Below are 26621 nucleotides of genomic sequence, written 5' to 3' on the forward strand. Positions count from 1 at the left end.
CACATGGCAAAAACGGGCGTAGAGAATGTCCTTGAAGAAATCGTTTCTGACGTACAGTCATTCCTGAAAAGGGATGCGTCAGCAGGCATCATTCTGATGGGAGCCACCCTTCTCGCCCTGATCATTGCCAACACGCCGCTAAATGGCGTGTATAAAGATTTTCTTGATATGAAGGTGACGGTGGCCGCCGGCAGCTTCGAAATTGACAAAGCCCTGCTGCTGTGGATTAACGATGGTCTGATGGCAGTATTCTTTTTCCATGTCGGGCTGGAACTAAAGCGGGCTGTATGTGAAGGCGGCCTGTCTGATCCTAAAAATATTGTACTGCCGGCTGCCGGTGCTGTAGGCGGCATGATTATACCGGTTGCCATATACCTTGCGCTGACTTTTGGTGCTGAAAATGCCGTGGAAGGATGGGCCATTCCGGCCGCCACAGACATCGCCTTTGCACTGGGGATCATGGCACTGCTCGGCAGCAGAGTACCCGCCAGTTTAAAAATATTCCTGGTCACGCTGGCCATCATTGATGACATCGGCGCCATTGTCATCATCGCCCTTTTCTACACAGATAATATTTCTTTATCTGCATTAATTGTAGCGGCTGTATGTTTACCCGTACTCTTCTGGATGAACCGCCGCAACGTTACCGACATTCCCCCTTATGTATTAATCGGGCTGGTACTGTGGGCAGCCATGCTTAAATCCGGCGTACATGCCACTCTGGCGGGTGTTGTTCTGGCTGCATTTATTCCGATGCGCGATAAAAAGGATCCGGAATATTCACCGGTCATTCATCTGGAGCACAGCCTGAACAGCAGTGTCAGTTTTGTCATCCTGCCCCTTTTCGCCTTTGCGAACGCCGGTATTAATTTTGGCGAGATGGAAGCAGACGCACTGACTCATCCGGTAACCCTGGGGGTATTTTTTGGTCTGGTTATCGGTAAGCAGCTTGGCGTGTTCTTATTTTCATGGCTGTCGGTGAAAATGAAGTTTGCCAATCTGCCGGAAGATTTGTCATTCAGACATATATACGGCTGTGCCCTGTTGTGTGGTGTCGGCTTTACCATGAGTCTGTTTATCGGTTCGCTGGCATTCGGCGGCTCAGAAAAGGCCTTTGATGAACGTCTGGGCATACTGGCGGGTTCACTGGTATCCGGCCTGCTTGGCTACCTGGCATTACGGTTTATTGGTAACCCGAATCAGAAATCTGCCAGAGATGTTCAGCCGCCGGTTGAGCCGTAGTGCGTCTTCCAGGTTTGCGCCAGCATGCTGAGTAATTGCCGGCGCTTAACCGGCTTACTCAGATAAGCATTCATACCGGCAGCCAGACAAGCCTGTTGATCATCCACGAAGGCATTGGCTGTCAGTGCAATCACGGGAATGCCCGCTTTCTCTGACTCAAGCCCGCGGATAGCTCGGGTTGCTTCGAACCCGTCCATTTCCGGCATCTGGCAATCCATCAACACAATGTGAAACTGCATCTGACGCACCGCTGCCACGGCCTGTTTACCGTTGGCCACACGTACGCACCGGATCCCTTTGTTTTTCAGCATGTCCACTACGATGTGGGCGTTAATATCGTTATCTTCCACCACCAGCACTTTCAGATTATCCGGAATAAACGCATCCGGCTCACTCTCTGCCTCAGGCTCCGCTTCAGCGATGTCAAAGGGGAGCGTAACGGTAAAACTGGTGCCTTCACCGGGTTCTGAAGCCACCTCTATGGTTCCGTCCATCAGTTCAACCAGCTTTCTGGTGATGGGTAAGCCAAGACCCGTGCCACCATAAAGACGGGTAGTAGACGCATCTGCCTGGGCAAACTGCTCGAAGATATGTTCCAGTTTTTCAGGGGCGATGCCGGTGCCGGTATCCTTAACGGTGAGGGTCAGCAGCCCGTTTTCAAAGCCGGCCAGAACGGTGATCTCCCCTTCTGTAGTAAATTTCACCGCGTTGCTCAGCAGGTTATTAAGCACCTGACTCAGTTTCCCCATATCACCATATAACATTTCGGGAAGTGGCGTAAGGTAGGTCATTGACGAAGTCACACCATTATTAATGGCTGCATCCTGATGAAGATGAAATGAAGCTTCCAGCACTTTTTGCAATGAAAAATTCACCGACTCGGTTTGCATTTTGCCGGCCTCAATTTTCGACCAGTCGAGAATGCTGTCGAGGATCATCAACAAATTGGAGGCAGACTGGGCAACCATGCCAATGCGCCTTGCTGCGCCCCGCGGCAGGTCTTCTTCCAGCAGATTATCGCAGGAGCCGATAATACCGTTCATTGGTGTACGGATTTCATGTGACATGTTGGCAAGAAACTGAGATTTCGCCACATTCGCAGCTTCCGCCTGTTTCACAGCAGCTTCCAGATGCAGGGTCTTTTCCTCTACCCGGGAAGCCAGTGTCCGGTTCAGTTCTGCCAGTTCAAGGTTGAGTTTGCGCTGAGATTCCCGTGAGTGTTCTAAATCATCAAAGGCACCGAACAGCCGCCGCTGCATGGAATCAAACGCTGACTCCAGACTTCGCAATTCTGTTACCGGCAAACTATCAGAAGGGACGATTCCCCGGTCCCGGTTATTAGGATCAAAGGCTTCAAACTGGCCGATAAGTTTTTTAAGGGGGCGGTTAACAACAGAAGCCAGGGCGAAGCCGGCCAGTAAACCGGTCACAGCAAATACCGCCAGCAATTCAAGCACAGTAATCAGCGATGAGTTGGTGAGTTGCAAAAAGCGCTGCCAGCTGTAAAGAATACGTACGTGCCAGCCGCTGCCCTCAATCTGCACACTTCTCACAAACCACGTTGCGTTATTAACCTTAGTCAGTGCATCGCATCCGGTGCCGCAATTGCCCAGAGGCGAAGGCATTAACGGCTGGGCACTGAGCACATCTGAGCCATACACCAGCTTTCTTTCACTGTCTTCCACCAGCAACATAAAGCCGTTGATATTACTGCTCTCGAAACGATTGAAAGATGACAGTGATAGCGACCCTTCCAGAATGCCGGTGACTTCACCGTCTGCTCCGGTTACCGGTGCGGATATGGCGACAATAGGGTCCTGCCCGAACCCCCGTCCGCGAAACGCATCTGAAAGGTACGGTGTCCCGCTGGCGACGACCTGTGAAAAATACTTACGGCCGGACACGTCAAGCATGCCTGCATCATCAGCTTTCGCCAGCAGCGTTTCAGGCCATGCATGGGTAATTTCACCCTGCGCATTGGCCGTCAGAAAGGTAAGAAAAGCCGGACTGGATTCAGCCAGCCCGCTCAGTAAACGACCGGTTTGCACTGCGTCGGGTTGTGTAGCACCGGGCACGGCAGAGAGCGTACCGGCAGCAAAATTAATCGCCCGCTGATGGGTGTCGAGAAAATCTTTTACCTGCCCGGACAAAACATGAAGCCGCTGAGCCATATAAAGCTCTATCTGACTTTTCTGACGCTGCTGATATTGATGGATAAACGAATAGCTGACGCACAGCACCGCCAAAAAGAATAACGCGCTGAAGCAATAAGCCAGCAAATATTTAAAGTTAATGTCTTTTTTGAATGTGCCGGGATGCCAGGCCAGCCGGGTAAAAAGGTAAGCCAGGTGCGCTGATAGCACCGAAGATAACAGGCAAAACCAGGTCACTGAGACGGTGGTAAACGCCGCGGTATTAAAGCCGTTTTGCTCACTCCACTGCTGAAAAGCGAGGACAAGTACCGCCAGCGAACTGTAAACCCCGATGCCGGTTTTCAGTGGTTCGCAGGGCGATTGCCGCCTTTTGCAGAGCACTAAAATAAAAGGCAGTCCGGAGCAGAGAATAACAGGCAGTGTGACACCGTGAATAAACCACACCGGCGCCACAGCCAGAACGATTCCCGGAATGGACAGCGCTGCAGGCATACGTAAAGCCATGAACACGGCAACAGGCAAACCGAATGCTGTTAAGCCGCCACTGATAAAAGGCGGAGGTATCAGGTTAAGGCCGGCACTGAACAGTACCAGCAATAACCACTTTACAGTTTCTGATGTGCGCATACCGCATGAACTCTACGCATTAAGGGAAACTGAAAAGTTTAATCAGCCTTTGCCATGTAATCCAGTGTTAAATTGGTCAGCAATTTAACACCCAGCTTCATGCCCTTGTCATCGACGTAGAAATCCGGAGTGTGGTGAGCAGGAGAATCCGCTTCCGGCACATCAAGAGGCTTACCGCCAACCCAGAGGAAAAGACCGGGGATCTGTTCCTGATAGAACGAGAAGTCTTCTGCACCGGTTACTGCTTTGGCCAGTACCGCGCCGTCTTTTCCGGCAGTACGCTGCAGCGTAGGCAACATGTCCATCGTCAGTTCAGGATCGTTATAAGTAATGGGGTAACTGTAATCCAGAGGCAGGGTCAGTTCAGCTTCAGCGCCCATGCTGTCAGCAATACCTTTAACCTTACGCTCCATCGCTTCATAAACATGTTCACGGGCAGCTTTGTCTAACGTACGGATAGTACCGACCAGTTCCACTTCACGGGGAATAATATTCGATCGGTTACCACCATGAATGGCACCCACTGTTACTACAGCAGCATCATCAATCAGCTTGATCTCACGGGACACGATGGTTTGCAGTGACATAACCATTTGCGCCGCTGTTACGATGGGATCCACACTTTTCCAAGGGTACGCTCCGTGGGCCTGCTTACCGTGGATCACAATTTTGAACGGGTCAACCGCTGCCATAGCACCGCCCGGCTTGTAGCTGACTTTGTCGATGTCCAGATTCGAGCTGATATGCAGACCGAAGATCACGTCCACGTCAGGACTCTTCAACACGCCCTCTTTCACCATCACTTCAGCACCACCCAGTTCACCCGGAGGCGCACCTTCTTCAGCGGGCTGAAAAATGAATTTCACTTTACCGCGCAGCTCATCTTTCATTTCTGTCAGAATTTTTGCAGCGCCCATCAGCATGGCCATATGAGTGTCGTGACCGCAGGCGTGCATTACCGGTACTTCTTTACCGTTATACTCACCTTTGGCTTTTGAACGCCATGGCAGCTCGTTCTCTTCCGGCACCGGCAGGCCGTCCATATCTGCCCGCAGGGCAACCACGGGTCCGGGCTTGCCACTGTCAAGCACAGCCACCACACCGGTTTTGGCAACACCGGTTTCAACCTCCAGTCCAAGAGATTTCAGGTACTTTGCAACGTATTTTGCCGTTTCAAATTCGCGGTTTGATAACTCAGGATTTTCGTGCAGATGGTGGCGCCATTTGATCACTTCAGGCTCGATTTTATCTGCCATCGCAGCCACATCAGTTTGTGCTTGTGAAAATGAAGAAAACGCCAGCATGACTGCGGCGGAGAGGAGTCGTGTGTGCATGTTAATATTCCTTATTATAAGAATATTTACCCTATCTGAATCTGCACCAATTTAAAATCAGTTTTACAACACTCCCGCCGGTATGCGGCTGAGGCGGGATAAACAACAAACAATGCGGAATCAAAAACGGCGCCATGCAGGCGCCGTTTTTCGTACCCGGGAGGATTTAGCTCTTCTGACGCTTCATCGCATCAAAGAACTCATCATTGGTTTTTGTCATCGACAGCTTGTTGATGAGGAATTCCATGGCGTCGACTTCAGACATTTCGTGAACAATCTTACGCAGGATCCACATTTTCTGCAGTTCGTCCTGGCTGGTCAGCAGCTCTTCACGACGGGTACCTGAGCGGTTGAAGTCGATAGCAGGGAATACACGTTTCTCTGCAATCTTACGGTTCAGATGCAGTTCCATGTTACCTGTACCTTTAAACTCTTCGTAGATAACTTCATCCATCTTAGAACCGGTATCAATCAGCGCTGTAGCGATGATGGTCAGGCTGCCGCCTTCCTCAACGTTACGTGCCGCACCGAAGAAACGCTTAGGTTTATGCAGAGCGTTAGCATCCACACCACCGGTCAGAACTTTACCGGATGAAGGAATAACGGTGTTGTATGCACGGGCCAGACGGGTAATGGAATCCAGCAGGATAACCACGTCTTTTTTGTGCTCAACAAGGCGTTTGGCTTTCTCGATAACCATTTCCGCAACCTGTACGTGACGGCTGGCCGGTTCATCGAAGGTTGATGCAACCACTTCACCACGAACCAGACGGTGCATCTCGGTCACTTCTTCCGGACGCTCGTCAATCAGCAGAACCATCAGTTCACACTCAGGGTGGTTTGCAGCAATAGACTGTGCGATGTTTTGCAGTAACAGGGTTTTACCGGCTTTAGGCGGTGCAACGATGAGACCACGCTGACCTCTGCCGATTGGCGACGCCAGGTCCAGAACACGGGCTGTAATATCTTCAGACGAACCATTACCCCTTTCCATACGCAAACGGTCGGCTGCATGCAGAGGCGTTAAGTTTTCGAAGAGGATTTTATTACGGGAGTTTTCTGGTTTGTCGAAGTTAACTTCGCGGATTTTCAGGAGGGCAAAGTAGCGTTCACTATCTTTGGGTGGTCTGATTTTTCCTGAAATCGTATCACCGGTGCGAAGATTGAAACGTCGAATCTGGCTGGGTGATACATAGATATCGTCGGGCCCGGCAAGATAAGAAGAATCTGCTGAGCGCAGGAAGCCAAAGCCGTCCTGCAAAATTTCGAGTACACCATCACCGAAAATGTCTTCACCGCCTTTGGCGTGATTTTTCAGGATTGAAAAGATGATGTCTTGTTTTCTGGCACGAGCCATGTTCTCCAGGCCCATCTGTTCGGCCAGGGCAACCAACTCGCTAATTGGTTTATTCTTCAGTTCGGTTAAATTCATACTGGTGGGTCTTTGTGCTTGGACTTCGCTTACGGGACGTTAGCCCCTAAATTAAAAAAATAGTTGGAATAGATGTTTGTCCGGGTCGGACTTAAGCAGAACGCTGCTCGGTTTGAGCATATATCCAAACGTTAGCACCTTAATTGAGGAGCGTCCACTTTTTTTGCCGCAATTGTTAAAAAAACTTTAATGCCCGATATTTACTTTGCACTAACCGGCACATACAGCAGCATCTGACAGACAAAGTTGTCGCACGTTCACTGATGTGAAGGTTTACATTGTCAGCTTATATAAGTGATAGCGGTAATATGCTGTTATGTCCATTACCGGTTGTTGAGATGGATCAAATTGCAGAAGAACAGAGTATAAAAAAACCTGCCGGCAGACCGGCAGGTTTTTCTGATTCGGATGTTCCGTTAACGATTAAAGGTTTTCGTTCAGGAACTCTGTCAGTTGAGTTTTTGACAGTGCGCCAACTTTTGTAGCGGCAACATTACCGTTTTTGAACAGTAGTAAAGTTGGGATGCCACGAATGCCATATTTTGGTGGCGTTTCATTATTTTCATCGACATTCAACTTACCAACTGTTAATTTGCCATCAAACTCGGTCGCAACTTCTTCGAGAATTGGTGCGATCATTTTACAAGGGCCACACCACTCGGCCCAGAAGTCAACCAGCACAGGACCAGCAGCATTGATAACATCTGCTTCAAATTTGTCGTCAGTTAACTTGATAATTTTGTCGCTCATTCTTTTCTCCAATATTTGGTCTGCTGCTGATTTGTCTCAGCTTTACCATTAGTGTTATAAGAAACCGTTTTTTAATGCAAGCACAGATAAGCTATAAGCTATGCAAACAACACATTTAACTGAAACACATTTTTCCGACTTGCCCATCAATACCAAAGTTGTTGAGGCATTGAAGTCTGCAAACTTCACTCATTGTACTCCAATCCAGGCACTTGCGTTGCCGCCCCTGCTAGAGGGACTGGATATCGCCGGTCAGGCACAAACCGGTACGGGCAAGACAATGGCATTTCTTGTCGCAACTTTCCACCATCTGTTGGAAAAAGCGCAAAATGACGCCAGTAGTCAATCCGGACCGCGCGCCATCATCATGGCACCTACCCGTGAACTTGCGGTTCAAATTTATAATGATGCCAAGCCGCTCAGCGAGCACACCGGACTGTCACTTGGTCTCATTTATGGGGGCGAAGGATACCAAAGTCAACGCGAATCGCTAGAAGAAGGGGTAGATATTATTATCGGTACGACAGGACGCATTCTTGATTACTACAAACAAGGTGTGTTCTCGCTGGATAATATTCAGGCTGCCGTACTCGATGAAGCGGATCGCATGTTCGATTTAGGCTTTATTAAAGATATCCGTTTCCTGTTCCGCAGAATGCCTGCTGCCACTGAACGCCTGAGCATGCTGTTCTCAGCAACGCTGAGCTACCGCGTACAGGAACTGGCCTATGAGCATATGAACAACCCTACTCACGTGCAGGTTGAACCGGAACGCAAAACAGCCACCCGGGTGTCTGAAGAACTGTTCTACCCGTCAGATGAAGATAAAATGCTTCTTCTGCTTACTCTGCTGGAAGAAGAATGGCCGGATAAAGCCATTGTTTTCGCAAACACCAAGAGCGGTTGTGAGCGGGTTAACGACTGGCTGGCAGCTGATGGTCACCGCGTAGGCCTTTTAAGCGGCGATGTACCGCAGAAAAAGCGTCTGTCGATCCTTGAAGACTTCACCAGGAACAATCTTGATATCCTGGTTGCCACTGACGTTGCCGCCCGTGGTCTGCACATTGATAAAGTGACCCACGTATTTAATTACGACCTGCCGGACGATGCGGAAGATTACGTTCACCGTATTGGTCGTACGGGCCGTGCCGGAGCCAGCGGTGCCGCTATCAGCTTCGCCTGTGAAAAGTACGCACAGAACCTGCCAGCGATTGAAGAATATATTCAGCATGCCATTCCTGTTACCGAATTTGACAGAACTGCATTACTGGATGATGTGACTGCACCGAAACCCCGTCGCCGGCGTACTCCGACTAACCGGAATTCGTCCCGTCGTGGAAACAGTCGCCGTAACAGCAACAATAAGAAACCGTCAAACCAGTAAAATCTATGCAGCCAGAACTTCAACATGATGCGGTTGTTCACGGCGAGTACTACGCCGCCGTGGACCTGGGTTCCAACAGTTTCCACATGGTGGTGGTGCATGTCGTGAACGGCAGTGTGCAAATCATCGGTAAAGTGAAACAGAAAGTCAGGCTGGCTGCCGGTTTAAATGACGATATGGAACTGGATGAAGTCAGCATGGAGCGTGGCTGGCAGTGTTTACAGACATTCGCCGAACGCCTGCAGGACATCCCCCGTTCCAATGTAAAAGTGGTCGCAACTGCAACACTGCGTCTGGCAGTAAATGCAGCGGATTTCATCCACAAAGCAGAATCCATTCTGGGCCACAAGCTGGAAGTCATCAGCGGTGAAGAAGAGGCGCGGCAGATTTATCTCGGGGTTGCGTATACTTCCGCGAATCAGGGCAATTCCCTGGTAATTGATATCGGCGGCGCGAGCACCGAAATTATCATCGGCAATGATATGCACCCTATCCACCTGGTCAGTCTGGATATGGGATGCGTCACGTTCATGGAACGGCACTTCCCTAAAGGCCAAATCACCCGGGCCAACTTCGATAAAGCACAACAGAAAGCCAACGCCCTTCTGGACAGCGTGGCTGATACCTTCCTGTGCTTTGACTGGCATAACTGTCTGGGCGCATCAGGTACACCACAAGCCATCACAGAAATCCTGGTCGCACAGGGGATCAGCGATGCTATCCGCCTTGATTACCTGTATAAACTGCGTGATGAATGTATCGCCTGTGGTCATATCGACAACCTGAACATCAAAGGACTGGAAGAGTCCCGCAAGCCGATTTTCCCCAGTGGCCTGGCGATTCTGATCACCCTGTTCGAGCGCCTGAAAATCCGTGATATGAATATTTCCGGCGGCGCACTGCGGGAAGGACTGATTTATGGCATGCTGGACAACCTGCAGGAAAATGACCGCCGCAGCCAGACCCTGAATCATACTATGAAGCGGTTTCACATCGACCGCCACCATGCTGAGTCAGTACGGGGACTGGCACTGCGCCTGTGTCACCAGTTATGTGCGCAAACCAGTTTGTGCCACCTTGATACTGAAGCCGTGCTGGGGGCTGCAGCAACCCTGCATGAAATCGGCCTGCATGTTGAGTTTAAAAAGCATCATGAGCATGGTGCCTACCTGCTGACGTATATCGATTTGCCCGGTTACACCAAATTACAGCGTGTGGCGATACGGGACTTGGTAAAATGTCACCGTCTCGCAATCAAGTCAGACACTTTTTCTCATTACCATGAAGAAGTAAGGCCAATGCTGGAGGGCTTGTTACGGGTGTTAAGAATTGCCGTTGTGTTGTGTCTGCGTCGTCAGAACAAGCACATTCCGGAGGTAGAACTGAAAGTGGACGGTGATGACTGGACACTGATCCTGCCGCAGGGCTGGCTGGCAGCCCACCCGCTAATTAACGCTGAGCTGGCCAACGAAACCTGGTTACAACACCGGGCGGGTTGGAAGCTGCATTGCCTGTGACCGGTATTTACCGGGCGCAATGAAACCGGCCCTGTATCAGGCCGGCATTCTCAGATGTGTCAGCGGGCGGTAGACATTCAGCCCTTAAGTAACTGCGCAGCCTGCGGCGCAAAGTAAGTCAGAATGCCATCTGCACCGGCCCGCTTAAATGCAAGCAGCGATTCCAGAATAACTTCATCTTCCTTCAACCAGCCATTAGCAAACGCCGCCTTGTGCATAGCGTATTCGCCACTTACCTGATAGGCAAAAGTCGGCACCTTCAGCTCTTCTTTACAACGACGGACAATATCCAGATACGGCATGCCGGGTTTCACCATAACCATGTCTGCCCCTTCCTGCAGATCCATGGCAATTTCGTGAATAGCTTCATCGCTGTTTGCAGGGTCCATCTGATAGGTTTTCTTGTTCCCGCCTTTAATGTTCGCAGCAGAGCCTACAGCGTCCCTGAAAGGGCCATAATAGGCTGACGCATACTTGGCAGCATAAGCCATGATACAGGTATTGTGATGGCCGTCAGCTTCAAGGGCATTGCGGATGGCACCAATTCTGCCATCCATCATGTCCGACGGAGCCACAATGTCAGCGCCGGCTTCAGCATGAGACAAGGCCTGCTTTATCAGCGCATCCACGGTAATATCATTTACCACATACCCGTCTTTGTCGATGATGCCGTCCTGTCCGTGGGAAGTAAACGGATCCAGTGCCACATCAGACATCAGCATCAGTTGCGGATAAGCGTCTTTTAACGCACGCAGTGCCTGCTGTGCCAGTCCCTGCGGATTCCACGCTTCTTTCGCACAATCAGTTTTCAGCTCCATAGGCGTAACCGGAAAAGGCGCCAGAGCGGGGATCCCAAGGTCGACCCACTTACCGGCTTCTTCCACCAATAAATCCACAGATAAACGTTCGACGCCCGGCATGGAAGGCACAGCTTCCCGCTGGTTTTTGCCCGGCAGAACAAATACAGGGTAAATCAGATCTTTTACCGTGAGCACGTGCTCTGCGACCATATCCCGCAATGCGTCCTGACTTCTGAGGCGGCGCATTCTTTTTGCCGGGAAAGGTGAAAATGTCATGATGATTCTCCAGAAAAGATTTCCGCGACAACCTGATTCCGCCCGTTTTGCTTAGCGCGGTACAACAGGCTGTCTGCGTACTTCAGTAAATCGAGTTCGTGTGCTTCACGCTGAATAACGGCACATGCAACACCGGCGCTCATCGTCAGCTGAATAACCTGCCCGTCAATTTCAACCGGCGTCTGCTCAATCATTCTGCGCATGGATTCCACGACTTGTCGGGCACCCTCAATGTCGGTGTTAGGCAAAATAATGCCAAACTCTTCACCGCCATAGCGGCATACATCGTCTGACGAACGGCGTAACTGTGATTGCAGTAAACGGGCAACGTGACAAATACAGGCATCACCCGCTGCATGTCCGTACTCGTCATTAACCGACTTGAAGTGGTCGATGTCAATCATTGCGAGGCTAAGCTCAGTTTGTTCACGACGACTGCGCCGGCTCTCTGCCAGTAAGCGTTTATCAAAGTGCCTGCGGTTACGGATCCCTGTCAGTGAGTCGATGCTGTTAAGGCGCTCCAGTTCTTCGTTGGCCTGTGATAATTCGCGCAGTGCAATTTCCAGTTCCAGGGTACGTTCCTGCACCTTGTATTCCATTTCATCGGCATACTGGCGTTGAATTTCCACCAAATCCTCCCGCGCCTGTGCAGATAGTTTTTCCTGCTCAAGGGCTTTACGGGACGATTCAAAGGCGGTTTCTTTTTGCTGGCTGTATCCAATGGCGATAATAAACGTCAACAGTAACGTTTCTACTGACGCTCCGAGCATCAGCAAATAATTGGACGGTATACTGGTGCTGAATACCCCCAGATTATCAAGGCTGGCAGATAAACCGCTGACCAGCAAAATACTCCAGGCAAAAGAATAGTACCTGGCAATGGTGTGCCCCCGCATGGCAAGCCGGATACCGATGGCCGGGGTAAAAATTACCACCAGCCCCAGCATTACCAGAAACACTTTGATAAGCCATGCATAGGGCAGAAACAGGCTGACAATGATATTTAACCCGAACAGGGCTGCCACCGCTTTCAGTGCTTTATCAATTTTCCGGCTATGGGAAGAGACTTCCAGTAAGGAGCGGGAAAACAGCATGGCAAACATAATGGCGGCATTGGCACAAATAGCGACGGCCCGTTGTTCAAACCAGCCCCACTGCGGCCACAAATACGCAAAGGCCTGACCGTTCAGAGTCGCCAGCGTCAGCGACAGCGAAATGACGTAAGCCGTATAAAGTAAAAATGTGGCACTGCGGGTGGTCAGAAAGAAGAAAAAGTTGCTTACCCCGATGGCCAGCAGGAAACCAAAGAATGCCCCCATCAGATGACTCAGGCTGGATGTATATTCGATGAATTCTGTTTTATTCCACACACGCACAGGCAATCTTACTGCCCCTGAAGTTTTCACTTTCAGCACCACATCCAGCTGTGCATAGCCCGCCGGGATGGTAAATAACATGGAGGGGTGACGTATATCCCACTCTGTAAACGACAACGCATCGCCGCCGTGGAGAGTTGCCACCGGGCCGTGCTGTTCGGGCGTAAAAAAAGAGACTTCTATGTTGTCCAGTAGCGGATAAGCCACTTCGAGTAACGCTTCTTCAGATAAAAGTGCATCACGCCTGACAGAGAAATTAAACCAGTATACACCGTCCTGCATGCCCAGATTTACCGGGTTACTCACAGGCGTCCAGTCTACTGCGGCTATTTCGGAATAACTTTGAATGGAAAAAGCAGATGCTGCTGAGGAAGTATAACGAATTTCAGAAATGCGCTGCTGTTGGTCGTCGGCGCGGATGTAGGGTTGCACAACATAAAGAAACAAGGCAACAACGGCCAGCGTTATTGCGATCAGCCACTCATCGTACCGGCGGACCATCCCCGTGTTCAATTGCATTTATTATTCTACCTTGCAACTTTGAATACCCTGCAAGTATTAGCATAACTGTTTTGTGCCAACTCTTCATAACTTATTTCTGTCAAATCAGCCAAATACCTACCAATTGATGAGATAAAAGCAGGTTCATTATTTTTTGACTTCGGACGATGATTTTTCGGAAATAAATAAGGCGCGTCGGTTTCGAGAATTAACCGGCTAAGGGGTAACTGCTTCACCGCTTGTCTTAAATCTCCGCCACGTTTTTCATCACAGACCCAGCCGGTGATACCAATATAAAGACCCCGGTAGAGATAGGCCTGCATGGCGTCAAGGTTTCCGGTAAAGCAATGGGCGATGCCACCGGCCAGTTGCCCTTCAACACTGTCCAGACAATCTAGTTGCAGTGCGAAAGCATCACGTTCGTGAAGGTAGACAGGCTTATTATGTTTGACGGCAATCGCCAGTTGCCGGCGAAAGACGGATTCCTGAACATCACGGGGGGAAAAGTCGCGGTTAAAGTCGAGCCCGCACTCACCTACAGCAACAACCCCCGGACAATCAAGGCGCTGCTCCAGACCGGTAAAGTCATCCTCTGTCATAACCTTAGCGTTATGCGGGTGACAACCTACGGTATAACAAAGGTGTTCAGGGTAACGTTGATAAAGCGCTTTTGCATCATCCCACTCAGCGGGCTCAGTGGTGATGATACAAAGTTTATCAACCCCCGCTTCTACAGCGCGGGCGATAATGTCGTCGGGATTAAACCGGCGGTCAAGGAGGTTGACGCCGGCATCGAACCATTTCAACTTACTTGATCCGGCGTACGCCAATTCTGCCACTGGCGCCGGACTTCTTCAGATAGAAAGCACCCAGTGCACCACGCTCCACCAATACGGTATCGCCTTTGCGGAATTTGTAGTTCACATCATCGGAAGTCTGACGCCAGACCATACCGCTATCCAGCGTGATTATGTAGTCACCCCGCGGGCTGGTCGACACATCCGTAATGGTACCGGACATATTTTCAGGCAGATTCTCTGCCGCCAGACGCTGTGCTTCCAGACCAAAGTCATCTTCCGTAATTTGTGGCTTGCTGGCAGTGGCTACCGGCTGACGCTTGGGTTGCTCGCCGGCAATGTCATCAACAGACTTGCCTGCGCCGGCATAGATGTTCATTGAACCGGCAACGGCGTCATAACAAATTAGACGTTTCAGATCGTTTTTTTCGTTCTTGCAAGCCTGCATGGCTTCAGTAACGGTTTCAGCCTGCGCCGTAAATGATAAAGCGCCAATGAGGGCCACACCGGCCAGTTTTATTTTTGATTTCATTATTATTCCTTACTTGTCATCTTCAGATCGTCTGTCCCGATCTGTCTGAGCTAAACTGACTCAGAGTCGGACGATTGCTCGTCCTCATCATCTTCTTTTTTACCTGCGTAAAATCCACCGACGATGACGCCCACTTCAAATAAGAACCACATTGGAATTGCCAGTAATGTCTGGGAAATAACATCCGGAGGTGTCAGCAGCATGCCCAGTATGAAGGCACCGACCACTACGTAAGGACGTTTAGCCCGCAGCGTTGCCGCATCGGTCACGCCTGTCCAGCATAACAATATGATGGCAATCGGGATCTCAAATGACACTCCGAATGCGAAAAACAATTTAAGTACGAAGTTCAGATAACTGGAAATATCTGTACTGACGGTTACCCCTTCAGGCGCCACACTGTTAAAGAACGCAAAGGCGATAGGGAAAACCACGAAATAGGCAAAAGCCATCCCCGCATAAAATAGCAGTGTGCTTGAGAATAACAGCGGCGCGACCAGCTTTTTCTCATTCTTGTATAAGCCCGGCGCGACAAAGGCCCAGACCTGATAAAGCACATAGGGAATAGCAATGAAAAATGACAGTACCAGCGTAAGTTTAAACGGTGCAAAAAACGGTGATGCAACATCCGTTGCAATCATGGATGTGTTTTCCGGCATCGTGCTCAGCAAAGGCTCAGCCAGAAGACGGTAAAGATCCTGAGCGAAATACGCCAGACACAAAAACACCAGCAGCACACTTGCCAGTGCGTGCAAGACACGGTTTCGCAGCTCAATCAGGTGCGAGATAAGAGAGTTAGCGTCAGACATTTACTTCTTTTTATAAGGTTCCTGCACGGACTTCGCGGCATCTTTGAGTTCATCGACGCTTTCTTTAAGTTCCGGCGCAATATCTTTGAGGCCCTGTTGCTCAGCCTTTTTCAGATTTTCATGCAATTCATGCACACGTAACTGGTGTTCCACTTCCTGCTTGAAGCCTGTTGCCATATTACGCACGCTGCGCACTGTTTTGATGGTGGAGCGCATTGCGCCGGGTAAACGTTCCGGCCCCAGCACAAGCAGTGCCAGCACTCCAATCACCAATAATTCCCAGAAGCCAATGTCAAACATCAGGATTTTTCTTTAACGTCTGCCTTGGACTCTGCTTCTACAGATTGCGCCTCGTTTTTGTTTTCAACGCGCTTTTCCTGTGAGAAATCAGCATCTGACTCTTCATCAGTTACTGCTTTCTTAAAACCTTTTACTGCACCACCCAGATCGGAGCCAATGCTCTTGAGTCGCTTGGTGCCAAACAGAAGAACAACAATCACTAAAACAATCAGCAATTGCCAGATACTAATTCCACCCATCAAAAAAATCTCCTTTACATCAAGACCCACAGTATGCCACCGCTATAAGAACCTTTCACGACATAATTTACAATTGTGAGGTGAACCGTTTCATCTTTACGTTTTTATACTTATTTAAACTTTTGACGAATGCCTGATTTCACTTCATGCTAAAAACTGGATAGGAAGCCCGGGTCTGAAACCCTGAATTAATTTATGTCATGTATCGTGTTGTTACTGTGTGTTGCACTGCCCCGGTTGTCAGACGGAGACGTTGAGCGTCTTCCGGTTGAACAAAGCCAGCTGGCAGAAGCCGGTACAGATGAAAAACTCTGGTTCGATAACTGGCAACAGGAGCTTACCCGCTCCATGGACTACACCGCACGGCAACTCGACAGCTTTTTTGCTCTGGAAGGCAGTGACGCTTACCGTGATGCCAGGGCCGTAGGCCGGGTGAGCCTGGGCTGGGAACCCAGAACGCGGGACCTCAGTGAAATGGATTTACGTTTCCGGATTCGGGTAAAACTGCCGGCGCTGGAAGACCGCGTAGACCTGGTTCTCAGCGATAACGAAGATAACGATAACCAAAATACCATTAAAGCGGCAAGAGACCCGGTAGCCCGGAACCGCGATAACACAACCATCGCCCTGCGTTACCGTGCCAGTGACAATGCCAGAATGTCGTACCGGATTGGTACCGGACGGCGGGGGCAAATTTATGCGAAAGCCCGTTTTCAGGATATGGCGCCGCTCTCCGATACAGTCGCCCTGTTTTACGACGCTGAAACCTATTATTACAACCGCGACGGACTGGGTGCTGAAATAGGAGCAACATTTCAATATCTCAGCCACGACGACCATGTATTCCGCTTCAACAACCGTTATTACTACCGCGATGAACGCGAAGACTGGTTGTGGCGGCACGAACTGCAATATCTGCAACCGCTGACTTCACATTCCGCTGCTATTTATACCCTTTTTACAGAAGGACTGACAAAACCGTCAAACGAGCTCAGTGAGGTGTACACCAGCTTCCGCTACCGCATGAATCCCACACGTGACTGGCTGTTTTACGAAATAGAACCGTTTGTTTTATGGCTGAAGGAAGAAGATTTTAAACCTTCGTACGGGCTGGCTTTACGGGTGGAAGTGTATTACGGCAAAGGGGCATAAAAAAACCGGTATCACAGGGCGATACCGGTTTTATCGTTCTTTTTACTACCGCTGATTTATGGTCTCAGCGCACGTTCACCGCGGGCTAATCCGCATACGCCGGTGCGGGATGATTCGATAATTTCTGCACATTCACCCATTGCAGACGCGAAAGCATCCAGCTTGTCTGATGTACCTGTGATTTCAATGGTGTAATTGCTGCCGTTTACATCAACAATACTGCCACGGAAGATATCACTGGTGCGCTTCACTTCAGCGCGGATCTCTTCAGTCCGTGTAGCCACTTTAATCAACATCAGTTCACGTTCTACGTGGGTGCCGTCGGTTAAATCGACCACTTTAAGCACGTCGATGAGTTTGTTCACCTGTTTGGTGATTTGCTCAATCACTTTATCATCACCGTGAGTGGTAATGGTCAGGCGTGACAAACTGGGGTCGTCTGTTGCGGCAACACACAGTGAATCAACGTTATATCCACGTTGTGAAAAAACGCCCACGATACGTGACAGTGCGCCCGGCGCGTTTTCCATTAATACTGAAATAATTCTTCTCATCAGGTTCGCTCCGTTTTGCTCAGGCGCATGTCATCCATTGCACCGAATTTCACTTGCATTGGATAAACGTGTTCGTTCTGGTCTACAGCAATGTCCATGAATACCAGTCTGTCGGTATAGCTGAAACATTTTTCCATCGCGGCGTCGAGCTCATCGAGACGATCCACTTTGATACCTACATGGCCATAGGCCTCTGCCAGCTTCACAAAGTCAGGCATTGAGTCCATGTAAGAATGTGAGTGACGACCTTTATAAATCATATCCTGCCACTGACGTACCATGCCCAGCGCACGGTTGTTCAGAGATATAATCTTCACCGGTAAGTTGTACTGCAAACAGGTAGACAGTTCCTGAATATTCATCTGAATACTGCCGTCACCGGTTACAACCACAGAGGTCGCTTCAGGGTGTGCGAACTGTACGCCCATGGCTGCCGGTAAACCAAAGCCCATGGTGCCCAGACCACCGGAATTGATCCACTGACGGGGCTTTTTATAAGGATAATATAAAGCAGCAAACATCTGGTGCTGACCCACGTCAGAACTGACGTACGCATCACCGTTGGTGTGCTTGTACAAGGCTTCGATAACACGCTGAGGCTTAATTACCGTATCGCCCTGTTCGTACTTCAGACACTCACGGCCGCGCCACTGGGTGATTTGTTGCCACCAGTCGCTGAGCTTTTCTTTCTGGCCGGAGAAATCCACATCAGCCAGTTGCTCAAGGATCTGATCAAGCACTTTATCCACACTGCCAACAACCGGAATGTGCGCATTAATGGTTTTTGAAATCGACGCAGGGTCAATATCCACATGAATGATTTCAGCATGAGGACAGAACTTTGAAACGTTGTTGGTAACACGGTCATCAAAACGGGCACCCAGAGCAATAATGCAGTCTGAATTGTGCATGGTTTTGTTGGCTTCCAGCGTACCGTGCATACCCAGCATACCAACGAACTGTTCATGGGTACCCGGCATAGCGCCAAGCCCCATCAGCGTGCAGGTTACCGGTGCATTCAGCTTCTCAGCCAGCTCAATAACTTTACCGGATGCCTCACAGGCAACAGCACCACCACCCACGTACATCACCGGACGTTCTGCTTTAAGCATAGAAGCAACGGCTTTTTTGATTTGCTTCATATGGCCCTTTTCAGTGGGGTTATACGAGCGCATAGCCACTGACTCAGGGAATACGTACGGATGGGAATCCTGAACGTTTACAATATCTTTCGGCAAATCAACCACTACAGGGCCCGGACGGCCGGAGTTGGCAATATAAAAGGCTTTGGCAATGGCTTCAGGAATATCAACAGCCCGTTTTACCAGAAAGCTGTGTTTAACGATGGGGCGGGAACAGCCCACCATATCCGTTTCCTGGAATGCATCCTCACCAATGAGTGATGACATTACCTGACCGGACAATACCACCATAGGAATAGAGTCCATGTACGCAGTAGCAATACCGGTAATGGTATTGGTTGCGCCCGGACCTGAGGTGACGAGGACTGTGCCGGTTTTGCCAGTTGAACGTGCATAACCATCCGCCATATGGGCGGCCGCCTGTTCGTGACGTACGAGGACATGTTTGACATCATCCTGCGCAAACAGCGCATCGTAAATGTCTAAAACGGCACCACCGGGGTAACCGAACACATGTGTGACTCCCACATCTTTTAGCGCTTCAACCACCATGGCAGCGCCTGACATCATTTTCACAGTCAAATCTCCTGTATTATGGATTTGTGTCTCGTAACCTTATTAAAAATATATGCGGAATATACCGTAGCGCGGACTATAACGAAGGCATTAGAAAGATAAAACAAAAAAATGGCTAAAAGTGAGACATGTATCCCAATATATAGAATAAATAGGATGAATATCCCCATTTAGCTTATTTTACAGCCAAATATAGGATGGCGGTTACAACTGATTTACAAGTTAATCGTCATCTAACACGATATCGGTGTCGTCCGCAGTGCCACCGTCTTCGTCAGATTCTGTCAGTGCAACTTTTTTGGAGCCATAAATTGAGGCGGCTTTAGGTCGGTTAATACGTTTCTGGTACTTTAGCCACACTTTTTCTTCTGGTGAAGCCGGTTCGGTCTCACCATGAGCAACAGCAATGAAGCGCATATCCTGATCCGTTTCAGGTGTCAGCTTTCCATCTACCAGTGCTGCAATCACACTACCATTTTCTGCGAGAATTTTCGCTTCTTTTATCGAAAAATCGCCGGAACGTGCAAATCCGTAGGGATAATGCTTTTTATCCATAAACGGGCGCTTTATCAGACTATCACGAGTACTATTCGTCATACTAAAACCTGTTTGCTGCAATGCTATTTGAGAACGGTTTCAGGCCATGCCAATCAGGCAACAGAGCCACTAACAAAACTTGTGCTTTTCGCAACACAACAAATAGTTTTAATGACGTTGGATGTCAAACAAAAAAAGCGGCACCAGCCGCTTTTTACACAGATCTTAATATTACTGTCATTTTTTCTTTGGCACCCAGGCCCAGCACATTTCACAAATCACCGGTTCGATGTGGTTTGCATCAGTCACTTTAACCTGAACAAGCACCTCACCTTTTTCTTCCGTCTGCATAAGAGCAATTTGTTCCGCAGTCAGTATCGCTTCTGCTTTCATATCGCCCTCAGCCCGCTTTACGTACTTCAGGTTCATATATTTAATCAGCGGAAGTTTGTCTCCAGGCAGATTTACCCCGACGATAAACCCGGTGGCAGATTCCGCCAGTAAGCCCATCGCTGCAGCATGCACACTGCCAATGTGATTCTGAACCCGCTTACGGTTTTTAATCTGAAACGTGACCGATGTGAGATCTGAAGCAAGAATATCCAGTTTGGCCGTGCCCGCGAGTTTAACCGTATGGCGGAACATCGCCGTCATCAAACGGCGGCTGATAAAGGAAGGGTATTTATTTGCTTTTAAAGCAAACTGTCTCAGTGGATTCGGTTTTGCCATCTTGCTTCTCTTATTCTGGTTAGACCAGTGAGAGTAGCCGCTGGTCAGATGAAAATCAAGTCATCCGACCAGCTTATGTGGCATGCACCAGCACTCAGATATTCAGTAAGGCACGCCGCTTTTCTCAAACTGAGCAGCCAGGTCTGTAAGATGCGCTTCGTATCTGCGCCAGTTTCCTACAGACTTTGCGTTGATGGCTTCTCTTACCTGCACTTTACTGGCCGTAGATACCGGTTTATCGTTTTGCTCCACGTGCAAACACTTTTCCTCCCAGGGCAAACCGCAAAACCCGAGCAGCTTTTTAATTTCTCCCGCGGGGTCTGTAACCAGCGCTTCATAGGATTGCAGATATATCTGGTCAGGTGCCTGTTTTGCCCACCGCTGCATAAGATGGTAAAACCGGGTATACACCCGCCCAATCGTATCCATGTCATAGGCATAGCTGTAGTAAGGGCTGTTTATTGAAAACAACTGACGAAAATTGCCGGTACAGGTATCCATGGGATGACGAAGCATGCACACAATGCGTGCCTGCGGCAGTGCTTTGCGGATAAGCGGTATATAAAAGAAATTGAATGGCAGTTTATCAACCAGATATGGCTTGCCGCCGGTAAGATGAGCGGTACGTTCAAGGTAGCGATTGCCCATGGCCGGGTGGTCTGACTGCATCCCTTTTGTCAGCGTTTCAGCATCAAGCACCACTTGTGAGGGCGTGCGTACAATTTCTTTCACGCTGACACCGAAATCCTGTAACTCACCGCCTGAAGCCACACGGGTATGGTTCGACAAAATACGCTCTGCCAGCGTAGTGCCCGAACGGGGCATGCCGGTGATGAATAACGGGGTGTGCCGGCCTGTTACCGGTTGCGCGTTTACCGGCGCTTCAAGGTCAATGCGCTCCAGCATATCGAATACCGCTGAAAAGTCGCTGTCATGACGCGGCAAAGTTGCCAGTTTTTCTGATTTCGCCAGTTTAAGAAGCGTAAACGCCTCGCCGTATTCTTTTTTCGCTTCCCATTCCTTCGCCAGTGCATGGGCCACATGCAATCTGCCGTCAATATCAGGGGGTTGACGCTCAGCCAGCCTGGCATCCAGTGCTTCCAGCGCGGCTATTCTGTCCGGATTATCCGGGCTGGTTTCTAAGTCTGATAGGGCGAAATGTGCCTGACTGTATGCGGGCGCAAGGCGGATTGCCGTTTCAAATGCTTCCTTAGCCCGGCCAAAATCACCGGCGAACTTGGCAGATACACCGGTATTGTAATAAAAAGCAGGATTATCCGGTGCCAGTTGAAGCGCTTTTTCAAAATAGTTAAGCGCAGTTTGATGATCGCCCGCACGGCTTAATGCCACACCGGCAGTGTCCAGAGATAAAGCATCGTCAAGTACAGAAAACGGCGCGTTTGCCGCAGCGGCTTTCGCCTCTGTCATGTTGCCCTGAAGGGCATAACACTTCGCCAGATAAACATAAGTTTTTGCCGTTCCGCCAAGGCTCACGGATTTTTCCAGCAGGGCTGCTGCCTTGCTTATTTGCATCAGTTCAATATGAATAATACCCAGCAGGAAATAGGCTTCTTCAAAGTCACCGGTTTGCCTGATGGCCTGCACAAGCGCCTGGTGTGCCTGCGGGTATTGTTTGTTGTTAATTGCCTGCTTCGCAGTCAGTAAACAGTGTTCTCTTATTTCCATCATAAAAAATAAAGGCACCTTAGCGGTGCCTTTAGCCTAACATAAACCATCCGTTACAGTTCGAACTGATAGTTGAATTTCAACCCGACGGTGCGTGGTGTTAACACGTAGTGGCCGTAGTTACGTAATAATTCAGTACCGTTAGGTGTCATGGATGCAAACGTCGCCAGTCCCATATCACCGCGGTCACGACGTACCGAAGTATAAGCGTACTTGTCGAACAGGTTATCAATGTAGAAAGTGACACTCCATACATCGTCAGACAACTTCGCGTTAAAGTTACTGACTGCATAACCCGGCAGTGCCTCACCATTCTGGCGCAGGCCAACCGTCGAGAACACCTCATCCTGAGCGGTTAAGCCGTAGTTAAGATCCAGCATCTTGCCATCCAGAACTTCAGTGGCGTAGTTCACACCGAATGAGAACTGTTGTTCAGGAGAACCCGGCAGGCGATCGCCATCTTTACCGTCGTAGTAATCCTGCAATGCACTGCCCTGCTCTCCGAACACACCGAACAGGAATGGCGCATCAGCAGTCAGCTTAGCAATGGTTTTTGAATAGGTGGCATAAAGGGTGATGTTATCGGTTGCCAGTGCACGCACAGAGATTTCAGCACCTCTGGAGTTAGCCCCTTCGGCATTAGTGGTGATAGGTTGCTGACCGTTAATGGTCGCACCGCCTACCTGTGCATCATCCCAGTCCACGTTAAACAAGGCCAGATTCAACTGCAAACGGTTCTTAAAGTAGCTGCTCTTCAGGCCGAGTTCGTAGTTGGTAGTGGTATCCGGCTCGAAATTTTGCTCATCAGGCAAAGCGCAAACAATCTGCGTGGCGATATCATCAATATCAGACGGGCAGGCACCAACACCGTTAGCACCACCAATACGGAAACCTTCACTTATGGTCACATAACCCATTGTGTTGTCATCGAACTGATAGCTGGCATTGAATTTAAACAATGTGCCTGAATCATCCGCCGGTGCAGAACTGTAATCCAGTTCAATGGAATCTTCACCGCGACCTTCAAACACTGAGTAGTACAACGGTAAGTCTATAGCAGAGGCTGACTCGATGTCGTACTGATATGCACGCATACCCAGTGTCACATTGAGCTTTTCATTCACTTCGTAGCTGACTTCACCGTAAAACGCTGACTCGGTAGTTTCTGTGTTGCTGACTGAGTAGTATTCCAGTGAATCAGGACGGTAGTTTCCGCCGACTTCCCAGACATCAATGGCATATTCATCAAAGCCCGGGGTAAATTCTTTACTGTAGCCGTCGTATTCCGTTTTATTGTAGTAGAAGCCTGCAATCCAGCTTAACGGACCTTCCGCCTGTGAGACCAGACGCAATTCCTGAGTCAGAATTTTACGCTCGTCCACTTCTTCGGTGTAGGCAGAAAACGCAGGAAACTCTTCATAACTGTAGTCCAGACGGATGAGCAGATCGGTTTGATCCCGCTGACCAATTGCATCGAATTGAGAATAGCCGGTAGCAGATACCAGTTCAGCAAACCCCAGATCCGCTTTCAACTCAAGGCTGAGTAATTCATCTTCTTTCTCACGGGGCTCTTCGTAGCGGTAAGCCGATTCATAGGGACCAATCACATCGCTCAGCGGATTATCTGCGGCCAGCGCATCAAATTGTGTGATTGAACGTCCTTCAACTTCCTGCTTCTGATAGAAGTAGCTTAAAGTACCGTCAAGCCAGTCGTTCGGTACCCAACGCAGCGCTATGCGGGCAGTTAACGTGTCTTCACCATTGGCATCTTCAACACGGCGTAGATTTTCTGATACTGCCGCATCGTCGTTCCAATCCGGATCAGGCAGAGATACACCGCCTTCCCGCACTACGTAGTTGTAATCAAGAAAGCCCGGATTATTGAAATAGTTAAGCGACATGCGCACACCCATTTCACCGTCGATCAGCGGCGCGTTGAAAATAAAGCCGCCTTCACCGCCTAAAGAATCGCTTTCGCTCACGCTGTATGCATCACCGAATACCTCTCCTGAGGTGAAATCCAGATCCACCGCTTTCGGAATATAACGGATAGCCCCACCCAGTGTACCGGCCCCGTATAAGGTTCCCTGCGGACCAATCAGTACTTCAACACGGTCAACGTCAATAAGACGCATGTTCAGAAATAAAGGAATTTCACCGAAGTAAGTGGCGACCGTGCCACCATCAGAACCTGGGCCTGAAGAATTGGTGTTCAGACCACGCACAATAACAGGAGAGTCAGAGCGACCGCCCTGGTCAGTTACCGTCAGGCCGGGCACCCAGCGGGCAACGTCATCGAGATCTTCAATATCCTGCTGAGCCATAACGTCTGAAGTCAGCGCAGAGATATTAATCGGCACCTCCTGCAATGAACCGCTGCGGCGGGTTGCAGTAACTTCAATCTTTTCGATTTGTTTTTCTGTGGCCTGAGCTTCCTGGGCCAGAACCTGCGGCGATGCCAGTGCGCCGGCAATAGCAACGGCTATAGCGGAATATACAAATCCGCTACGGGGAAATGATTTCATGTTTGTGTGTTCTCCTGAAACCGGATACGTCGTCCGGTCTGATGAATCTTGCGCTTGCAGACTTCACTTTGTTCAACCCGTACAGTGCGGAGTGAAACATCAAAAAGTGTCGCCGGGCGTGGCAACCGTATTGGCATACCGTTGCATATCACCCGAAGTGCACGTTTTGTGCCGTCTGGTTGTTTAATTTTACTGGAAAAGCTACGCCACAAACACTTAAAAATGAATAAAAATGCATATAAATGGAAAGATAATCTTCCAACACTATCTGTTCCGGCTGACCGCACCACACTGGCACGCCGTACAAGACATAGCAAGCAAGATTTTCGTGCAACTTCAGTGGTTATTGCACCAGCATCGCGCGTCAAAAATTGAATAAAAATTCATTAATAAAATGTTAACGTGAATAATCCCTGAATGTTTAATTTGTTTACCTGCCTTTTTTACGTTGAGTGGCAGCGGCAAGCTGAGTCCGGCAGCGTGTTTACTGCTTTTACGGTAGTCCCCGAAATCCCGGACTTATTTAAATCATGACTTCCTGCTAACTCTGACCCGGTCAGGCTCAGTTTTTGCTGACTATAAAACAGAACTGTTTTTTCCTACTCATTATCAGGTGGCGGTATTTATGGAATTAAGACCCTTTTTAGAACAGTTGCCCAAGGCAGAGCTTCACGTACATATTGAAGGCACACTGGAGCCGGAGTTAAGTTTCGCTCTGGCGCAGAAAAATAATGTGTCGTTACAGGCTAAGACACCGCAGGAAATGATTGCAGCTTATAACTTCCATGACCTGCCCTCTTTTCTGGATATCTATTATGCAGGGATGAGCGTGCTGAAAGATGAATCTGACTTTTATCAGCTCACCATGCACTATCTCCGCAAAGCAGCCACGCAAAATATTGTATATGTTGAGCTGTTTTTCGACCCGCAGGCACATACCAGCCGTGGTGTGAGTTTTGATACTGTGATAAACGGTATTCACCGCGCCCGCAGTGATGCCGCTGCTGAACTGAGTGTGCAGACCAATCTCATTTTATGTTTCCTGCGGGACATGTCTGCTGAATCCGCTATGGAACACCTGATGATGGCGCAACCCCACCTGGATAAAATCATTGGCGTGGGGCTGGATTCTGACGAAAAGAATAACCCGCCGGCTAAGTTCAGCGCTGTTTTTGAAAAAGCCCGTAGTATGGGCCTGAAACTCACCATGCACTGCGATGTAAATCAGGATAATACTCTGGAGCACATCCGGCAGGTGATAGAAGATATTGGCGTTGACCGCATAGACCATGGCGTCAACATTCTGGAATCTGAGGCATTATGTAACCTGGCCAGAGAGAAAAAGCTGGGACTGACCGTATGTCCTGTATCCAACCGCTTTGTAGTGCAGTCACTGACCTCTGCTGAAATCAAAAAGATGCTGCAATACGGACTGATGCCATGTATCAATTCTGACGATCCGTCTTATTTTAGGGCTTATTTGAATGAGAATTTTATTGCCCTTCAGGAAGAAGGTGACTTTACCGTTAAAGAGCTGGTGACACTGGCAGAAAACAGTTTCAAAGCGAGCTGGTTACCGGATGCACAGAAACAGGCATACCTTGCAGATTTGCAGGATTATGTGTCGGAAAATCAAGAAATATAGATGAAG

23 protein-coding genes are annotated in these 26621 nt (G+C 49.3%); 6 read left to right on the plus strand and 17 right to left on the minus strand.

Going from position 1 to position 26621, the window contains the following annotated elements; translation table 11 throughout:
- The first annotated feature begins 3 nt into the window (after positions 1-3).
- Positions 4-1242 carry a Na+/H+ antiporter NhaA gene (gene nhaA / locus ACXAGC_RS00165; RefSeq protein WP_474841373.1) on the plus strand — a complete coding sequence of 413 codons (1239 nt, stop codon included), beginning with the start codon at positions 4-6 and terminating at the stop codon, positions 1240-1242.
- On the opposite strand, the gene ACXAGC_RS00170 is transcribed toward nhaA, so the two are convergent.
- The 4 genes from ACXAGC_RS00170 to trxA form a co-directional block, all read right to left on the minus strand.
- A complete protein-coding gene (locus tag ACXAGC_RS00170; protein ID WP_474841375.1) occupies positions 1221-4022 on the minus strand; it encodes an ATP-binding protein in 2802 nt (933 codons plus the stop codon). The two genes, nhaA and ACXAGC_RS00170, sit on opposite strands and share 22 nt — an antisense overlap.
- Positions 4023-4060: 38 nt before the next feature.
- Positions 4061-5356, minus strand: a complete 1296-nt coding sequence (locus ACXAGC_RS00175; protein ID WP_119502689.1) for an amidohydrolase — start codon at positions 5354-5356, stop codon at positions 4061-4063.
- 166 nt (positions 5357-5522) lie between these two features.
- Complete coding sequence (gene rho / locus ACXAGC_RS00180; RefSeq protein ID WP_119502690.1) at positions 5523-6788, minus strand: transcription termination factor Rho; 1266 nt, start codon at positions 6786-6788, stop codon at positions 5523-5525.
- Positions 6789-7211: 423 nt separating this feature from the next.
- Positions 7212-7538, minus strand: coding sequence for a thioredoxin TrxA (gene trxA / locus ACXAGC_RS00185; RefSeq protein ID WP_119502691.1), 327 nt, complete (start codon positions 7536-7538; stop codon positions 7212-7214).
- Positions 7539-7638: 100 nt separating this feature from the next.
- Here trxA and rhlB point away from each other — a divergent pair, with 100 nt between their 5' ends.
- On the plus strand, positions 7639-8922 hold the full coding sequence (gene rhlB / locus ACXAGC_RS00190; RefSeq protein WP_119502692.1) for an ATP-dependent RNA helicase RhlB: 1284 nt from the start codon (positions 7639-7641) through the stop codon (positions 8920-8922).
- Between the two features lie 5 nt (positions 8923-8927).
- A complete protein-coding gene (locus tag ACXAGC_RS00195; protein WP_474841379.1) occupies positions 8928-10439 on the plus strand; it encodes a Ppx/GppA phosphatase family protein in 1512 nt (503 codons plus the stop codon).
- Between the two features lie 77 nt (positions 10440-10516).
- On the opposite strand, the gene hemB is transcribed toward ACXAGC_RS00195, so the two are convergent.
- From hemB to tatA, 7 genes are read right to left on the minus strand one after another with little or no spacing between them, the layout of a single operon-like run.
- Positions 10517-11515 (minus strand): porphobilinogen synthase, encoded by a 999-nt coding sequence (gene hemB, locus ACXAGC_RS00200; RefSeq protein WP_349589684.1) that lies wholly within the window; start codon positions 11513-11515, stop codon positions 10517-10519.
- Entirely contained in the window at positions 11512-13410 is a 1899-nt protein-coding gene (locus ACXAGC_RS00205) for a diguanylate cyclase (protein ID WP_474841382.1), read from the minus strand. Before ACXAGC_RS00205 ends, hemB begins: the two co-directional genes overlap by 4 nt.
- Positions 13411-13418: 8 nt before the next feature.
- Positions 13419-14198: a TatD family hydrolase gene (locus tag ACXAGC_RS00210; protein WP_474841384.1), complete on the minus strand. Its 780-nt coding sequence runs from the start codon at positions 14196-14198 to the stop codon at positions 13419-13421.
- Position 14199: 1 nt separating this feature from the next.
- Positions 14200-14721 (minus strand): hypothetical protein, encoded by a 522-nt coding sequence (locus tag ACXAGC_RS00215; RefSeq protein ID WP_474841386.1) that lies wholly within the window; start codon positions 14719-14721, stop codon positions 14200-14202.
- Between the two features lie 50 nt (positions 14722-14771).
- On the minus strand, positions 14772-15530 hold the full coding sequence (gene tatC, locus ACXAGC_RS00220) for a twin-arginine translocase subunit TatC (protein WP_474841388.1): 759 nt from the start codon (positions 15528-15530) through the stop codon (positions 14772-14774).
- On the minus strand, positions 15531-15830 hold the full coding sequence (tatB, locus tag ACXAGC_RS00225; RefSeq protein WP_119502699.1) for a Sec-independent protein translocase protein TatB: 300 nt from the start codon (positions 15828-15830) through the stop codon (positions 15531-15533).
- Positions 15830-16069, minus strand: coding sequence for a Sec-independent protein translocase subunit TatA (gene tatA, locus ACXAGC_RS00230; RefSeq protein WP_119502700.1), 240 nt, complete (start codon positions 16067-16069; stop codon positions 15830-15832). The genes tatB and tatA overlap by 1 nt, the downstream gene beginning before the upstream one ends.
- Positions 16070-16264: 195 nt before the next feature.
- Here tatA and ACXAGC_RS00235 point away from each other — a divergent pair, with 195 nt between their 5' ends.
- Positions 16265-17221 carry a hypothetical protein gene (locus tag ACXAGC_RS00235; protein ID WP_474841390.1) on the plus strand — a complete coding sequence of 319 codons (957 nt, stop codon included), beginning with the start codon at positions 16265-16267 and terminating at the stop codon, positions 17219-17221.
- Positions 17222-17277: 56 nt separating this feature from the next.
- Here ACXAGC_RS00235 and ilvN read toward each other — a convergent pair whose 3' ends face one another.
- From ilvN to ACXAGC_RS00265, 6 genes are all read right to left on the minus strand, one after another.
- Positions 17278-17775, minus strand: coding sequence for an acetolactate synthase small subunit (ilvN, locus tag ACXAGC_RS00240; protein WP_119502702.1), 498 nt, complete (start codon positions 17773-17775; stop codon positions 17278-17280).
- On the minus strand, positions 17775-19493 hold the full coding sequence (locus ACXAGC_RS00245; protein ID WP_119502703.1) for an acetolactate synthase 3 large subunit: 1719 nt from the start codon (positions 19491-19493) through the stop codon (positions 17775-17777). Before ACXAGC_RS00245 ends, ilvN begins: the two co-directional genes overlap by 1 nt.
- Before the next feature lie 222 nt (positions 19494-19715).
- Positions 19716-20090 (minus strand): MaoP family protein, encoded by a 375-nt coding sequence (locus ACXAGC_RS00250; protein WP_474841393.1) that lies wholly within the window; start codon positions 20088-20090, stop codon positions 19716-19718.
- Positions 20091-20267: 177 nt separating this feature from the next.
- Positions 20268-20759: a DUF4442 domain-containing protein gene (locus tag ACXAGC_RS00255; protein ID WP_474841395.1), complete on the minus strand. Its 492-nt coding sequence runs from the start codon at positions 20757-20759 to the stop codon at positions 20268-20270.
- A gap of 102 nt (positions 20760-20861) precedes the next feature.
- The gene (locus ACXAGC_RS00260) at positions 20862-22448 is read right to left on the minus strand and encodes a tetratricopeptide repeat-containing sulfotransferase family protein (protein WP_474841397.1); all 1587 of its coding nucleotides are present in this window, start codon (positions 22446-22448) and stop codon (positions 20862-20864) included.
- Between the two features lie 50 nt (positions 22449-22498).
- Positions 22499-24970 carry a TonB-dependent receptor gene (locus ACXAGC_RS00265; RefSeq protein ID WP_474841399.1) on the minus strand — a complete coding sequence of 824 codons (2472 nt, stop codon included), beginning with the start codon at positions 24968-24970 and terminating at the stop codon, positions 22499-22501.
- A gap of 54 nt (positions 24971-25024) precedes the next feature.
- On the opposite strand from ACXAGC_RS00265, the gene ACXAGC_RS00270 reads away from it, so the two are divergent.
- Together ACXAGC_RS00270 and add are read left to right on the plus strand one after the other, a co-directional pair.
- The gene (locus tag ACXAGC_RS00270; RefSeq protein WP_474841401.1) at positions 25025-25345 is read left to right on the plus strand and encodes a hypothetical protein; all 321 of its coding nucleotides are present in this window, start codon (positions 25025-25027) and stop codon (positions 25343-25345) included.
- Positions 25346-25595: 250 nt separating this feature from the next.
- Entirely contained in the window at positions 25596-26615 is a 1020-nt protein-coding gene (add, locus tag ACXAGC_RS00275; RefSeq protein ID WP_474841403.1) for an adenosine deaminase, read from the plus strand.
- Positions 26616-26621 lie beyond the last annotated feature (6 nt).

The sequence above is a fragment of the Alteromonas sp. AWJ4_197 genome (genome assembly GCF_056160285.1).